Here is a 14909-nt window from a genome sequence, read left to right on the forward strand (position 1 = left end):
GAATCTGGCCTCCATTCGCAATCTGCGAACCCCTGCACGACCCCCTGCCTTCACCATTCGTCCAGTCTGCTGAAGTGCGGCGCGGGTGCACGGCCGTTGTGGCGGACGTTTCGCGCAGTCACAATCATCCACACGTTTACGAGGGAGAACTCGTGGAGTCCATCTCCGAGATCCAGAACAACGACGCCCCCGAGCAGGAGCGCACCGACGCGCCCGAAGGCGCCGACACCACCACCGAGGACGCGGCCGCGCAGACCCCGGCCGTGACCGAGGACGACGCACCCGCGGCGGATGCCGTCGCCGACGCGTCCGCTCCGGCCGAGGAGCCTGCCGCGCCCGCTCCGGCTGAGGAGCCCGCCACCGCTGACGACTCCGCGCCCGCGGACGCTCAGGCTGCGGAGGCCGCCCCGGCCGAGGAGCCCGCCGCAGCTGAGGAGACCGCGCCCGCCGATGCTCCGGCCGACTCGCCGGTGGACGCCACGCCCGCCGCCGATGAGGCGCCGGTCGAGCCCGCGCCGGTCAAGGCGCCGCGCAAGCGCGCCCCGCGCCGCGCCAAGAGCGCCGACGTCGCCGCCGAGCCCGCGCCGGACGCAGCCGCCACGACCGAGGAACCGGCATCCGACGCCTCCTCCGCGGAGGCGGCCACCGACACCTCGAACACCGCCGACGCCGCGGATTCAACCGACGCCGGTGACACCGCGAATGCCGAGGCTGCGGCATCCGACGCCTCTGCGACGAAGGATTCCGACGCCGCCGTCGATGCGCCCGCCGCCGACGGCGACCGGGAGAACAGCGACAGTGGCGAGAACGGCGAGGAGACCCCGTCTCGCGGTCGCAGCCGCAGCCGCAACCGCAACCGCAACCGCAACGCGCAGGATCGGCAGAACGGCCAGAACCAGGGCGGCCAGAACGCGCAGAACGCGCAGGCACCCGCCCCGGCGGCGGACGCCGACGACGACGCAGGGCAGAACGGCCGGGGCCGCCAGCGCAACAAGCGCCGCGGACAGGGCGCCGGTGACGAGTTCGACACCGAGATCGGCGAGGACGACGTCCTCATCCCGATCGCCGGCATCCTCGACGTGCTCGACAACTATGCGTTCGTCCGCACCACCGGCTACCTGCCGGGCACGAGCGACGTCTACGTCTCGCTCGGACAGGTCAAGAAGTACAACCTCCGCAAGGGAGACGCGGTCGTCGGCGCGATCAAGCAGCCGCGCGAGGGCGAGCAGTCGGGCCGTCAGAAGTACAACGCGCTCGTCAAGGTCGATTCCGTCAACGGTCTCTCCGTGGACGACGCCGCGGAGCGTGTCGAGTTCGGCAAGCTCACGCCGCTGTACCCGCAGGAGCGCCTGCGCCTGGAGACCGCGCCCGAGAAGCTCACGCAGCGCATCATCGACCTGGTCGCCCCGATCGGCAAGGGACAGCGCGGCCTGATCGTCGCGCCGCCCAAGGCCGGCAAGACGATCGTGCTGCAGCAGATCGCGAACGCGATCGCGACGAACAATCCCGAGGTCCACCTCATGGTCGTGCTCGTCGACGAGCGTCCCGAAGAGGTGACGGACATGCAGCGAACGGTCAAGGGCGAGGTCATCGCCTCGACCTTCGACCGCCCGGCCGAAGACCACACGACCGTCGCAGAGCTCGCGATCGAGCGCGCGAAGCGCCTCGTCGAGCTCGGTCGCGATGTGGTCGTCCTCCTCGACTCGATCACGCGCCTGGGCCGGGCCTACAACATCTCGGCGCCGACGTCCGGACGCGTGCTGTCCGGCGGTGTGGACGCCTCGGCGCTGTACCCGCCGAAGCGCTTCTTCGGCGCTGCGCGCAACATCGAGAACGGCGGATCGCTCACGATCCTCGCCACGGCCCTCGTGGAGACCGGGTCGAAGATGGACGACGTGATCTTCGAGGAGTTCAAGGGCACCGGCAACAGCGAACTGCGCCTCTCGCGCCAGCTGGCCGACAAGCGCATCTTCCCGGCGGTCGACGTCAACGCGTCCTCCACGCGCCGCGAAGAGATGCTGCTCTCGCCCGACGAGGTCAAGATCACCTGGAAGCTGCGTCGTGCGCTCGCGGGCCTGGACCCGCAGCAGGCTCTCGAGGTCGTCCTCGGCAAGCTCAAGGAGACCCAGTCCAACGTCGAGTTCCTGGTGCAGATGCAGAAGTCGATCCCGACGCCGACCGGCGGCGGCCACAGCCACGGGCACGAGAACAGCATCCGCTGATCTAGCCGTTCGGAGCATTCATGTTCGAATCGGTGAAGACCCTCATCGAGGAGCACAAGGCCGTCCAGGAGGAGCTCTCCGATCCGGCCGTGCACGCCGATGCGGCGCGCGCGAAGCGCGTCAACCGGCGCTACGCCGAGCTGTCGCGCATCGTGGCCGCCTACGACACATGGATGGCGGCATCCGATGATCTGGATGCCGCACGCGAACTCGCCCGTGAGGATGCGGCGTTCGCCGAGGAGGTCCCCGCGCTGGAGGCGCGGCTCGCCGAGACGCAGGAGAAGCTGCGGCGCCTGCTGATCCCGCGGGATCCCGACGACGCGCGCGACGTGATCATGGAGATCAAGGGCGGTGAAGGCGGCGCCGAGAGCGCGCTGTTCGCGGCCGACCTGCTGCGCATGTACCTCCAGTACGCGGCATCCCGCGGGTGGAAGACCGAGCTGCTCGAGCGCAACGAATCCGACCTCGGCGGCTACAAGGACGTCCAGGTCGCGATCAAGGGGGCATCGACCGATCCGGCGCAGGGCGTGTGGGCGTCGCTGAAGTACGAGGGCGGCGTGCACCGGGTGCAGCGGGTCCCCGCGACCGAGTCGCAGGGGCGCATCCACACCTCGACGACCGGGGTCCTCGTCTTCCCCGAGGTCGACGAGCCCGATGAGGTCGACATCAACCCGAACGACCTGAAGATCGACGTGTTCCGCTCGTCCGGTCCGGGCGGCCAGTCGGTGAACACGACCGACTCGGCCGTGCGCATCACGCACCTGCCGACCGGCATCGTGGTGTCGATGCAGAACGAGAAATCGCAGCTGCAGAACCGGGAGGCGGGAATGCGTGTGCTCCGCGCCCGCATCCTCGCGAAGCAGCAGGAGGAGATCGACGCCGCGGCATCGGATGCCCGCAAGTCGCAGATCCGCGGCATGGACCGCTCCGAACGCATCCGGACGTACAACTTCCCCGAGAACCGCATCGCCGATCACCGCACCGGCTACAAGGCGTACAACCTCGATCAGGTGATGGACGGCGCGCTGCAGCCGATCATCGACTCGTGCATCGCGGCCGACGAGGAGGAGCGTCTGGCCTCCCTCGGCGCCGATTCCTGATCCGGCATCCGCTCCCGCTCATCTCGACGCGGTGCCCGCGTGCGGCGAGGTGGGGCGGATGCCGGGCCGATAGGCTCCGAGGGTGATCACGTTCCTCATCCGCGCCGCGATCTTCGTGTTCTCGGCGGCCCTCGGCCTGATCGTCGCCGATCTGATTCTGCCCGGCTTCCACATCGACTGGTCGGACTGGTGGGGATTCGTCCTGGCCGTGCTGATCTTCGCCGTGATCCAGAGCGTGCTCGCCCCGTGGGTGTTCAAGATCACGCGCCGCCATGCCCCGGCGCTGCTCGGCGGCATCGGCATCATCTCGACGTTCGTCGCGATCCTCCTCGTCGTCCTGATCCCGAACGCCGGCATCGGCATCTCCGACCCGCTCGCGTGGGTGCTCGCACCGGTCATCGTCTGGATCATCACCGCTTTGGCGACCTGGCTCCTGCCGCTCGTGTTCCTGAAGAAGCAGGTCGCGCAGCGCCGGGCGGACTGAGCCGGCTCAGATGCTGTACTCGGGCACCGTCAGGATCGCCCGGGTGTCCAGGCCTTCGCGCTTGACGCGCGGCTTCGCGGGAACACCGACCAGGATGCTGTCCGCGGGCGCATCGCGGGTCACCACGGCGTTCGCCCCGATCACCGAGCCCGCCCCGATCGTGATGGGTCCCAGCACTTTCGCGCCCGCCCCGACGGCCACGCCGTCGCCGATCGTGGGGTGGCGCTTGCCGCCCTCGCGCTGACGCCCACCGAGCGTCACGCCGTGGTAGAGCATGACGTCGTCCCCGATCTCGGCGGTCTCGCCGATCACGACGCCCATGCCGTGGTCGATGAAGAAGCGGCGCCCGATCGTGGCCCCGGGGTGGATCTCGATGCCCGTGAGCCAGCGGGTGAGCTGCGAACCCAGCCGCGCCACGAAGCGCAGGCGGCGGACCCAGAGGGCGTGCCACAGCCGGTAGGCCCAGACGGCGTGGAGACCGGGATACAGCAGCGCGATCTCGAGGCTTCCCCGTGCGGCGGGGTCCCGCAGCTTCGCGGCGGCGAGGTCCTCGCGCACTCGCGCCCACACGCTCACGCCGTCACCGCCTCGTCCTCGCGGAGGTGCTCGTACAGCGCCGTGGAGAGGTACCGCTCCCCGGCATCCGGGACGATCACGACGATGCGCTTGCCTGCGGCTTCGGGCCGCGCGGCGATCTGCAGGCCCGCCCACACGGCGGCACCGGCCGACATCCCGGCGAGGATGCCTTCGCGCGTCGCGAGCTCGCGGGCCACCCGGATCGCATCGTCGAACTCGACGTCGAAGATCTCGTCCACGACCGAGCGATCCAGGACCGCGGGGACGAAGTTCGGCCCGATGCCCTGGATCCGGTGACCGCCGGCGCGGCCCTCCGTGAGCACGGGGGAGTCCTTCGGCTCGACCAGGGCGACGCGCACATCGGGATTGCGCTGCTTGAGCACGCTGCCGACGCCGGTGATCGTCCCGCCCGTGCCCGAGCCGGCGACGAAGTAATCCACCCGCCCATCGGTGTCGCGCCAGATCTCCTCCGCAGTCGTGCGGCGGTGGATCTCGGCGTTCGCGGGACTGTCGAACTGGTGGGCGAGGATCGCCCCAGGCGTCTCGGCCGCGATGCGCTCCGCGGTCGCGACGGCCTCGGTCATCCCCAGGTGGGGGTTCGTGAGGACGAGCTCGGCGCCGTACGCCTTGAGCAGGGTTCGGCGTTCCTTCGACATCGACGCGGGCATCGTGAGGATCACGCGCTAGCCGCGCGCGGCGCCGGTCAGCGCGAGGGCGATGCCGGTGTTGCCGCTCGTGGACTCCACGATCGTGCCGCCGGGCTGCAGCTGCCCTGAGGCCTCCGCCGCGTCGATCAGCGCGATGCCGAGACGGCACTTCACGCTCGCACCGGGGTTGTAGAACTCGAGCTTGACCAGGACCTCGGCCGCGAGGCCCGCGGTGAGCGCGTTGAGCCGGACGAGCGGGGTGTCGCCGAACGCGGACGTGATGTCCGAATGGATGCCGGGCACGGGGTGCCTTTCTCGCGGAAGCGCTCAGTCCTCGCGGAGGTGTTCGTACAGCGCCGTGGAGAGGTAGCGCTCCCCGAACGACGGCACGATCACGACGATGTTCTTGCCCTCGGCCTCGGGGCGCGCGGCGATCTGCAGCGCTGCCCAGATCGCCGCGCCGGAGGAGATGCCGACGAGGATGCCGTCCTTCGTCCCGACGGCGCGAGCGGTGTCGATCGCGTCGGAGAACTCGACGTCCACGACTTCGTCGATGACGCTCTGATCGAGGATCGCCGGGACGAAGTTGGGGCCGATGCCCTGGATCTTGTGGGGTCCGGGCGTTCCCTTCGTCAGCAGCGGAGAGTCGGCGGGCTCCACGGCGATCACCTTCGCGCCGGGTACGCGTTCCTTGAGCACCTGACCGACACCCGTGATCGTGCCGCCCGTCCCGATGCCGGCGACGAAGTAGTCGACCGCGCCGTCGGTGTCCCGGATGATCTCCTCCGCGGTGGTCTTGCGATGGATCGCGGGGTTCGCCTCGTTCTCGAACTGGCGGGCGAGGACGGCACCGGGGATCTCGGCGACGAGCTCCTCGGCCTTCGCGACGGCGCCCTTCATGCCTCCGGCGGGATCGGTCAGCACGAGCTCGGCGCCGTACGCCTTCAGCAGCAGACGACGCTCGACCGACATCGAGGACGGCATCGCCAGGACGACGCGGTAACCGCGCGCGGCGCCCACCATCGCGAGGGCGATGCCGGTGTTGCCGCTCGTGGCCTCCACGATCGTGCCGCCGGGCTGAAGCAGGCCGGAGGCCTCGGCGGCATCGACGATCGCGATGCCGAGGCGGTCCTTCACGCTCGAGGCCGGGTTGTAGAACTCGAGCTTGGCGAGGATGTTGCCGCCCAGACCCTCTGCGACGCGGTTGAGGCGGACGAGCGGAGTGTCGCCGAAGGCGGAGGTGATGTCGGAGTGGATACCGGGCATGTCGGAGCCTTTCGAGGGGTCAGCGGGTGCGGGTCAAGCCTAAAGGAGCGTGCACGCCCCGGACCTTGTGTGACGACCGCGGGTGCCCGCGCCGGCGAGCCGTAGGCTGGGGTCGCCATGTCTGCGATGCCCCCCGATTCCGTGCCGCTCGGTGATGCCCTCCGGCGCGCCGCCGCGCGCCTGGGCGCCGCGGGCGTGAACGATGCGCAGGTGGATGCCGAACTCCTCGCCGCGCACGTGCGGGGCACCGGGCGGGGCGCGATTCAGGCAGCTGCCGTGCGCGGAGACGCCCTGACGGCCGAGGAGGCCGCGCGCCTGGAGGACCTGGTCGCGCGGCGGGCGACGCGCGTTCCCCTGCAGCACCTCACCGGCAGCGCTCCGTTCCGTCATCTCGAACTGCGGGTGGGGCCGGGGGTCTTCGTGCCGCGACCCGAGACGGAGATGGTCGCCCAGCTCGCGATCGACGCGCTGTCGGCGGCGGCGTCCCCGTCGCCGATCGCGGTGGACCTCGGCACGGGCAGCGGGGCGATCGCGCTCTCGATGGCCACCGAGGTCCCGCACGCCCAGGTCTTCGCGGCGGAGAACTCCGTCGATGCTTTCGTGTGGACCACCGAGAACTTCGCCCATGTCGCCGCGCAGAACGCTCGGCTCGCCTTCATCGACCTCGAGCGCGCCTTCCCCGAACTCGACGGTCGCGTCTCCGTCGTCGCCTCCAACCCGCCTTACGTCCCCGACGAGGCGATCCCGCGGGATCCGGAGGTCAGGTTCTTCGATCCCCCCGAGGCGCTGTACGGCGGCCCGGACGGCCTGGACGTCGTCCGCGTCCTCAGCCGCACGGGACTGCGCCTGGCCCACCCCGGGGGGACGATCGTCATCGAGCACGGAGAATGGCAGGGGGCCGCCGTCCGCGACCTCCTCACCGCGGACGGCTGGCGCGCGGCATCCACTCACCCCGACCTGACGATGCGGGACCGCGCGACGACGGCCGTGCGCCCCTGACCTGCCCAGGCGTCCCGGTGTCGCCGGTTAGACTGACCGCGTCATGTCTCCCGTCTTCGACTGCCACGACGAGGCCCAGCTGCTGGCCGGAATGCGCCAGGCGCGTCAGGCCATCGGCCGCGGCGAACTCGTCGTCCTCCCCACCGACACGGTCTACGGCGTCGCCGCCGACGCCTTCAGCGCGCGAGCGGTACATGGCCTGCTCGAGGCCAAGGGGCGCGGTCGTCAGTCGCCGCCTCCCGTCCTGGTCGCCGGGGTTGCGACCCTGCGGGCCCTGGTCGCGGAGGTCCCCGAGCCTGTCGAGCGACTCGTCGAGGCGTTCTGGCCCGGCGGCCTGACGATCGTGCTGCCCGCGCAGCCGTCGCTGTCCTGGGACCTCGGCGACACCTTCGGCACCGTCGCGGTGCGTATGCCGGCGAACAACCTCGCCTTGGAGCTCTTGGAGGAGACCGGGCCCCTCGCCGTGTCCAGTGCCAATCTGACCGGCCAGGCGGCTGCGATCACGGCGGCGGACGCCCAGCGGATGCTCGGCGACAGCGTCGCGGTCTACCTCGACGGCGGACCGTCGCTCACCGGGATCGCCTCGACGATCGTGGACGCCACGAGTCTGGTGGGCAGCGGGTCCGCGCCGCTGGTCCGGGTCCTCCGCGAGGGCGCGGTGGCGCGCACCGACTTGCGCGGCGGCCTCGGCGACCTGCTCGAGCCGGATCCGACGCCGGGGGACAGCCCCGGCGAGCAATCGTGAAGCAATATCTCTTCACGATCCTCTTCACCGCCGCGATCACGCTTTCGCTCTCGTGGGCGGTCTGGCGATTGAGCCTCAAGTACAAGCTGTACCCCGGCATCCGCGAACGGGACGTGCACAAGACACCCACCCCGCGCCTGGGCGGTGTCGCGATGTTCCTCGGCGTGGTGGCGGCCTTCGCGGTCTCATCGCAGCATCCGTACTTCGCGATCTTCTGGCAGGACCCCGCCCCGGTCTACGCGATCCTCGGTGCGACGCTGCTCATCGTCGTGGTCGGCGTGGCGGATGACCTCTGGGACCTCGACTGGATGATCAAGCTCGGCGCGCAGTTCCTCGCCGCCGGCATCATCGCGTGGTTCGGCCAGCTGCAGATCTTCACGCTGCCGATCGGCGGCATCATCGTCGCCTCCAGCTGGGTGAGCTTCACCCTGACGGTGTTCGCGATCGTCGTCGTCATGAACGCCGTCAATTTCATCGACGGACTGGACGGTCTCGTGGCCGGAGTCTGCCTCATCGCGAACGGCGTGTTCTTCGCCTACACCTACATCCTCGTGCGCGACACCGGCGCGAGCACGTACTTCAACCTCGCCTCCTTCATCGCCGCCGTGCTCATCGGCGCATGCATCGGGTTCCTGCCGCTGAACTGGAGCCCCGCGAAGCTGTTCATGGGGGATTCCGGAGCGCTGATGCTCGGGCTGCTCATGGCGACGTCGGCGATCGCGATCACGGGTCAGCTGAATCCGGCGACGCTGGATCCGGAGGGTTTCGGACGCTCGCAGCTGCTCGGCGCGTTCATCCCGATCCTCCTGCCGGTCGTTGTCGTGCTCCTGCCGCTGCTGGATTTCGGTCTCGCCGTCATCCGGCGCATGAGCGCGGGCAAATCGCCGTTCTCTCCGGATCGCAAGCATTTGCATCACCGGATGCTGGACATGGGCCACTCGGATCGCGATGCCGTCCTGATCTTCTATGCATGGACCGCCGTCATCAGCATCGCCGTGCTGCTGATGTACATCGGCACCCGCGAGAACTGGCCGGGTCAGTACGCGCTCGGCGTCCTGTTCGGCCTCGTGGGCGCCGCCGCCTGCCTCACCGTCACCCTGCTGCCCTCGCGGCGGCGCAGACCGCCCGTCGTCGTGCCGCACGGCGACACCCAGACCCTGGAGTCCGCCCGATGAGTTCGCCCCGCAGTTTCACCGTCCTGTCCAGCCTCAAGTGGCCGGCGATCGCGATCGGCATCCTCGCCGTCGGGGGAGCGGTCGTCGGATACCTCGTCGCGGGTGTCGAGGGCATGGTCAGCGGCCTCCTCGGCGCCGCGATGTGGCTCGTCTTCCTCGCCCTCACCTCGCTCAGCATCCAGCTCGCGATCAACTCGACGCGCAACGACCCGGGATCCCCCCTGTTCTTCGGCATCGTGCTCGGCTCGTGGGTGCTCAAGCTCGTCCTTTTCGTCGTCCTGGCCATCTGGCTCCGCTCACAGACGTGGCTGGATCCCACGGTGTTCTTCGTCACCGTCATCATCGCCGTCGTCGGCTCCCTCGTCTTCGACGTCATCGCGTTCCAGCGGGCGCGCACGCCGTACGTGGGTGACGTCGAGCTGCCCGCGAGTGCCCCCGAGGACACTGCGCCGGACGCCCGCTGAACCGGCCGCCGCCCGGCGGCCGAGGCCCAGGATGTGTCCTCTGGGCCCTGAGAGTTTTGCTAGGCTGAACTCATAAGCTCCCCCTGATCGCCAACGTCTCGGACGCCCGACGCCGGAGAATCTCCTGATTACCGCAACGCTCCTCCCCGCACTGTCGCTCGTCATGGCCGACGAATCAGATGGTGGCTTCGTCGGCCCCTCGATCGGCGAATTCGTCCCGGAAGGCCTCCTGTTCGTCGGGACGCCGTTCGAGCTCAACCGGGTCATGCTGATCCGCCTGCTCGTGGTCGCCGCCCTCGTGCTGTGGCTCTGGATCGGCACCCGCAACATGAAGCTCGTGCCGACCCGCGGTCAGGCCGCGCTCGAGTACATGCTGGGCTTCGTCCGCAACTCGATCGTCTTCGACACGCTCGGTGAAAAAGAGGGCAAGCGGTTCCTGCCCATCCTGATGACGTTCTTCTTCCTGATCATCGGGATGAATCTCACCGGTATCTTCCCGGGCCTGCAGATCGCCTCGACGGCCGTGATCGGCTTGCCGCTCATCCTCGCGGTCGTCGCGTACGTGATGTTCGTCTACGCCGGTTTCCGTCGTCACGGCTTCGGATACCTGAAGAACGCCCTCATCATCCCGGGTGTCCCGTGGCCGCTGCACATCCTGCTGATCCCGCTCGAGTTCCTCTCGACGTTCATCCTGCGTCCGATCACGCTCGCCCTCCGACTCCTGATGAACATGGTCGCCGGGCACATGCTGCTCGTGCTCTGCTTCACCGCGACGAACTTCTTCTTCTTCACGGTGCTCGCGGGTGGCAACCTCATCGGCCTGCTCGGCATCGGCACGTTCGCGTTCGGCATCGCCTTCACGGTGCTCGAGCTCTTCGTCGCCGTCCTGCAGGCGTACGTCTTCACGATCCTCACCGCCATCTACATCCAGATGTCGCTCGCCGACGGACACTGACCCGTCCCCGGCTGCAAGACCCACCAACCCCTTCGAAAGGAATCCCTGTGAACGTCGTCGGACAGCTCGCACCCCTCGCCTTCGGACTCGCCGCCATCGGCTCCGGTATCGGCGTCGGCATCATCGTCGGCAAGACCATCGAATCGGTCGCGCGTCAGCCCGAGCTTCAGGGTCGCCTCAGCGGCCTGATGTTCCTCGGTATCGCACTGACCGAGGCCCTCGCGTTCATCGCGATCGCGGTCGCCTTCATCCCGTTCCCCGCGCCGTAACCACCCGCTGCTGACCGAAGGAGTCCGAATGCTCGTCGCATTCGCCGAAGAAGGCCACGCGGGGGAGATCAATCCGCTTCTCCCCACGCTTCCGGACCTGGTCTGGGGCACGCTGGCGTTCCTCATCATCCTCGCGCTGTTCGTTTGGAAGATCCTTCCGAACCTGAACAAGCTGCTCGACGCGCGCGCCGAGGCGATCGAGGGCAGCATCAACTCCGCCGAGGCCGCTCAGGCCGAGGCTCAGGCCGCACTCGAGAAGTACACCGCCCAGCTCGCCGACGCGCGCGCTGAGGCGGGGGAGATCCGCGAGAAGGCCCGCGCCGACGGTTCTGCCATCGTGGCGGAGATGCGCGAGCAGGCCACGGCCGAGGCGGCGCGCATCACCTCGAACGCGCACGCGCAGATCGAGATGGAACGTCTTGCGGCCCTGGCCTCCCTGCGGTCCGACGTCGGCAGCCTCGCTCTCGACCTGGCCGGCGGCGTCATCGGGGAGACCCTCTCCGAAGATGCGAAGGCTCAGGCGGTCGTGGACCGCTTCCTCGCCGAGCTCGAAGCCTCCGAGAAGGCGAAGAGCTAGTGGGAAGCGCAACCACTCAGGCCCTCGCGGCGACGACGTCGGCGCTCAACGCCGCGGCGTCGGTCGACCTCGACACGTCGCGCGAGCTGTTCGCCGCGTCGCGCATCGTGGGCGAGTCGCCGCAGCTGAGCGGTGCGCTCGCGGATCACGCTGCGGCTCCGGCCGCTCGTCAGCGTGTGGTGACCGACGTCTTCGGCGCCGCATTCAGCGCGACGACCGTCGCGCTGCTCAGTGCCGCCGCCGCGCAGCGCTGGTCCAGCGCGCGTCAGCTCGTCGACGGAATCGAAGAGCTCGCGGTCCGTGCGGCCGCGATCGCGTCGCCCGACGTCGACGTCGACGGTGAGCTGTTCCGCACCACGCGACTCATCGCCGACAACCCCGAGGTCGAACTCGCGCTCGGCAGCAAGCTGGGCGACGACTCCGCGAAGGGCGCGCTCGTGGAGACGCTTCTGCGCGGACGCGTGAGCGACGCGACGGTCCTGATCGTCTCCTCGCTCGTGCAGCAGCCGCGCGAGCGGCGCGTGCGCCAGATGCTCACGGAGGCGATGGACCTCGTCGCCGATCAGCGCGACAGCATCGTCGCCACCGTCGTGACCGCGACCGAGCTCCAGCCGGCTCAGGCCGAGCGTCTGAGCGCGGTGCTCACGCAGCGCTACGGCAAGAAGGTCGCTCTCAACCCGATCATCGACCCCACCATCGTCGGCGGACTGCGTGTGCAGATCGCGGACGACGTCATCGACGCGAGCGTCGCAGCGCGGCTCACCGACCTGCGCCAGCGCCTCGCCGGATAACTCGAGATTTCCCGCTCCGGCGGAAGCTTCTGGGGCCGTGGCCCCTCGAAACGAAGGAACACAATGGCAGAACTAACGATCAGCCCCGATGTCATCCGTGACGCGCTGAAGGACTTCGCCGCCGCGTACGAGCCCACCGGCGCCGCGGCGACCGAGGTCGGCACGGTCGTCGACGCGGCCGACGGCATCGCGCACCTCGAGGGCCTGCCCGGTGTCATGGCCAACGAGCTCGTGACCTTCGCCGACGGCACGTCGGGCCTCGCGCTGAACCTGGACGAGCACGAAGTCGGTGTCGTCGTCCTCGGCGAGTTCTCCGGCATCGAAGCCGGACAGGAAGTCCGCCGCACGGGTGAGGTCCTCTCCGTCGCCGTGGGTGACGGCTACCTGGGTCGCGTCGTCGACCCGCTCGGCAACCCGATCGACGGACTCGGGCCGGTCGCGACGGTGGGGCGTCGTGCTCTCGAGCTCCAGGCGCCGGGCGTCATGCAGCGCAAGAGCGTGCACGAGCCCATGCAGACGGGCATCAAGGCGATCGACGCCATGATCCCGGTCGGTCGCGGGCAGCGTCAGCTCATCATCGGCGACCGCCAGACCGGCAAGACCGCGATCGCGATCGACACGATCATCAACCAGAAGAGCAACTGGGAATCCGGCGACGTCGACAAGCAGGTGCGCTGCATCTACGTCGCGATCGGCCAGAAGGGCTCCACGATCGCCTCCGTGAAGGGCGCGCTCGAGGACGCCGGCGCGATGGAGTACACCACGATCGTCGCGGCCCCGGCATCCGACCCGGCCGGCTTCAAGTACCTCGCCCCCTACACGGGATCCGCGATCGGTCAGCACTGGATGTACGAGGGCAAGCACGTCCTCATCATCTTCGACGACCTCACCAAGCAGGCCGAGGCCTACCGTGCCGTTTCGCTGCTGCTGCGCCGCCCGCCGGGCCGCGAGGCGTACCCCGGCGACGTCTTCTACCTGCACTCCCGTCTGCTGGAGCGTTGCGCGAAGCTGTCCGACGAGCTGGGCGCCGGCTCGATGACGGGTCTCCCGATCATCGAGACGAAGGCCAACGACGTCTCCGCGTACATCCCGACGAACGTGATCTCGATCACGGACGGCCAGATCTTCCTGCAGTCCGACCTCTTCAACGCCAACCAGCGTCCCGCGGTCGACGTGGGCATCTCGGTCTCCCGCGTCGGTGGTGACGCTCAGGTGAAGTCGATCAAGAAGGTCTCCGGAACCTTGAAGCTCGAGCTGGCGCAGTACCGCTCGCTCGAGGCGTTCGCGATGTTCGCGTCCGACCTGGATGCGGCATCCCGTCGTCAGCTCGCCCGTGGTGCGCGCCTGACCGAGCTCCTCAAGCAGCCGCAGTACTCGCCGTACCCGGTCGAGGAGCAGGTCGTCTCGATCTGGGCCGGAACCAACGGCAAGCTCGACACGATCGAGGTCGAGGATGTCCTGCGGTTCGAGCGCGATCTGCTCGACCACGTCCGCCGCAACACGACGATCCTGGATCGCCTGCGCGAGACGAACGTCCTGGACGACGACACCGTCACCGAGCTCGGCAACGTGGTGGACGCGTTCGTGAAGGACTTCCGGGCCGGTGAAGGCCGTCACCTCGATGACCCCGGTCACGAAGAGTACGCCGCCGCCGATGCCGAGGACGTCAACCAGGAGCAGATCGTCAAGGGTCGCCGCAAGTAACGCGGCGACGGATACGAGACCATGGGCGCACAACTACGGGTCTACAAGCAGAAGATCAGCACTGCTCAGACGACCAAGAAGATCACCAAGGCGATGGAGCTGATCGCCGCTTCGCGCATCCAGAAGGCGATGGGACGCGTCCGCGCGTCCGCTCCCTTCGCGCGTGCGGTGACCCGCGCCGTCTCGGCGGTGGCGACGCACTCGAACATCGATCACCCGCTGACCTCGTCCCGCGAGGTGTCGCGGTCGGCGGTCGTCATCTTCGCGTCGGACCGCGGTCTCGCCGGAGCGTTCAACTCGCAGATCATGCGAGAGGGGCTGGAGCTGGCGGCGCTGCTGGAGTCGCAGGGCAAGGAAGTCACGTACTACCTCGTCGGGCGCAAGGCCGTCGCGTTCTTCCAGTTCCGTCGCATCGCCAGCGCCGCCGAGTGGACCGGTGACACCGACACCCCCGAGTTCCGCTTCGCGGAGCAGATCTCGGAGACGCTGCTGGAGGCCTTCGCTCGTGGGGGCGACAACGGCGGCGTGGACGAGATCCACCTGGTGTACAACCGCTTCGTCAGCATGATGACCCAGACGCCGGAGACGGTGCGCCTGCTTCCGCTCGAGGTCGTCGAGGCGACCGAAGCGCAGGCCGAGACGCACGCGTTCCCGCTGTACGAGTTCGAGCCCGACGCCGCGACGGTTCTCGACGCCCTCCTGCCGGTCTACATCCAGAGCCGCATCTTCAACGCGCTGCTTCAGTCGTCCGCGGCGAAGCACGCCGCGACGCAGAAGGCGATGAAGTCCGCCAGCGACAACGCCGACAAGCTCATCACCGACTACACCCGCCTGCGCAACAACGCGCGTCAGGCCGAGATCACCCAGCAGATCGCCGAGATCGTCGGCGGCGCCGACGCCCTGTCCTCGACGAACTAGAAACCACCTGCGAAAGA

15 protein-coding genes and 1 pseudogene are annotated in these 14909 nt (G+C 68.9%); 13 read left to right on the top strand and 3 right to left on the bottom strand.

The window, feature by feature from the left end; all coding sequences use genetic code 11:
• Window positions 1-152 precede the first annotated feature (152 nt).
• The 3 genes from rho to AB0P18_RS08315 all read left to right on the top strand — a co-directional run bounded on the left by rho (window position 153) and on the right by AB0P18_RS08315 (window position 3806).
• On the top strand, window positions 153-2222 hold the full coding sequence (gene rho, locus AB0P18_RS08305; protein ID WP_363359656.1) for a transcription termination factor Rho: 2070 nt from the start codon (window positions 153-155) through the stop codon (window positions 2220-2222).
• A gap of 20 nt (window positions 2223-2242) precedes the next feature.
• Window positions 2243-3322: a peptide chain release factor 1 gene (prfA, locus tag AB0P18_RS08310; protein WP_363359657.1), complete on the top strand. Its 1080-nt coding sequence runs from the start codon at window positions 2243-2245 to the stop codon at window positions 3320-3322.
• Window positions 3323-3404: 82 nt separating this feature from the next.
• Window positions 3405-3806: a hypothetical protein gene (locus tag AB0P18_RS08315; RefSeq protein WP_363359658.1), complete on the top strand. Its 402-nt coding sequence runs from the start codon at window positions 3405-3407 to the stop codon at window positions 3804-3806.
• Between the two features lie 6 nt (window positions 3807-3812).
• Here the strand turns inward: AB0P18_RS08315 and epsC are convergent, their stop codons facing one another.
• The 3 genes and pseudogenes from epsC to cysK (AB0P18_RS08330) all read right to left on the bottom strand — a co-directional run bounded on the left by epsC (window position 3813) and on the right by cysK (AB0P18_RS08330) (window position 6295).
• Window positions 3813-4382 carry a serine O-acetyltransferase EpsC gene (gene epsC, locus AB0P18_RS08320; RefSeq protein ID WP_363359659.1) on the bottom strand — a complete coding sequence of 190 codons (570 nt, stop codon included), beginning with the start codon at window positions 4380-4382 and terminating at the stop codon, window positions 3813-3815.
• A pseudogene (gene cysK / locus AB0P18_RS08325) lies at window positions 4379-5332 on the bottom strand (cysteine synthase A). The gene epsC and the pseudogene cysK (AB0P18_RS08325) overlap by 4 nt, the downstream one beginning before the upstream one ends.
• Before the next feature lie 24 nt (window positions 5333-5356).
• Window positions 5357-6295, bottom strand: coding sequence for a cysteine synthase A (cysK, locus tag AB0P18_RS08330; RefSeq protein WP_344052687.1), 939 nt, complete (start codon window positions 6293-6295; stop codon window positions 5357-5359).
• Between the two features lie 117 nt (window positions 6296-6412).
• Between cysK (AB0P18_RS08330) and prmC the strand changes: the two genes are divergently transcribed.
• The 10 genes from prmC to AB0P18_RS08380 all read left to right on the top strand — a co-directional run bounded on the left by prmC (window position 6413) and on the right by AB0P18_RS08380 (window position 14892).
• Complete coding sequence (prmC, locus tag AB0P18_RS08335; protein ID WP_363359661.1) at window positions 6413-7294, top strand: peptide chain release factor N(5)-glutamine methyltransferase; 882 nt, start codon at window positions 6413-6415, stop codon at window positions 7292-7294.
• A gap of 43 nt (window positions 7295-7337) precedes the next feature.
• Window positions 7338-8039, top strand: a complete 702-nt coding sequence (locus tag AB0P18_RS08340) for an L-threonylcarbamoyladenylate synthase (RefSeq protein ID WP_363359663.1) — start codon at window positions 7338-7340, stop codon at window positions 8037-8039.
• Entirely contained in the window at window positions 8036-9214 is a 1179-nt protein-coding gene (locus AB0P18_RS08345; RefSeq protein ID WP_344052692.1) for an MraY family glycosyltransferase, read from the top strand. The genes AB0P18_RS08340 and AB0P18_RS08345 overlap by 4 nt, the downstream gene beginning before the upstream one ends.
• Complete coding sequence (locus AB0P18_RS08350; RefSeq protein ID WP_363359664.1) at window positions 9211-9678, top strand: hypothetical protein; 468 nt, start codon at window positions 9211-9213, stop codon at window positions 9676-9678. Before AB0P18_RS08345 ends, AB0P18_RS08350 begins: the two co-directional genes overlap by 4 nt.
• Window positions 9679-9841: 163 nt before the next feature.
• Window positions 9842-10633: a F0F1 ATP synthase subunit A gene (atpB, locus tag AB0P18_RS08355; protein ID WP_344052696.1), complete on the top strand. Its 792-nt coding sequence runs from the start codon at window positions 9842-9844 to the stop codon at window positions 10631-10633.
• Between the two features lie 41 nt (window positions 10634-10674).
• Window positions 10675-10902 (top strand): F0F1 ATP synthase subunit C, encoded by a 228-nt coding sequence (gene atpE / locus AB0P18_RS08360; protein ID WP_091705404.1) that lies wholly within the window; start codon window positions 10675-10677, stop codon window positions 10900-10902.
• 28 nt (window positions 10903-10930) lie between these two features.
• Entirely contained in the window at window positions 10931-11479 is a 549-nt protein-coding gene (locus AB0P18_RS08365) for a F0F1 ATP synthase subunit B (RefSeq protein ID WP_363359665.1), read from the top strand.
• The gene (locus tag AB0P18_RS08370) at window positions 11479-12270 is read left to right on the top strand and encodes a F0F1 ATP synthase subunit delta (protein WP_344052700.1); all 792 of its coding nucleotides are present in this window, start codon (window positions 11479-11481) and stop codon (window positions 12268-12270) included. Before AB0P18_RS08365 ends, AB0P18_RS08370 begins: the two co-directional genes overlap by 1 nt.
• 63 nt (window positions 12271-12333) lie before the next feature.
• Window positions 12334-13974, top strand: coding sequence for a F0F1 ATP synthase subunit alpha (atpA, locus tag AB0P18_RS08375; RefSeq protein ID WP_344052702.1), 1641 nt, complete (start codon window positions 12334-12336; stop codon window positions 13972-13974).
• Between the two features lie 21 nt (window positions 13975-13995).
• The gene (locus AB0P18_RS08380) at window positions 13996-14892 is read left to right on the top strand and encodes a F0F1 ATP synthase subunit gamma (RefSeq protein WP_344052704.1); all 897 of its coding nucleotides are present in this window, start codon (window positions 13996-13998) and stop codon (window positions 14890-14892) included.
• Window positions 14893-14909 lie beyond the last annotated feature (17 nt).

The sequence above is a fragment of the Microbacterium sp. NPDC064584 genome (assembly GCF_040687315.1).
Classification (GTDB): Bacteria; Actinomycetota; Actinomycetes; order Actinomycetales; family Microbacteriaceae; genus Microbacterium; species Microbacterium lacus.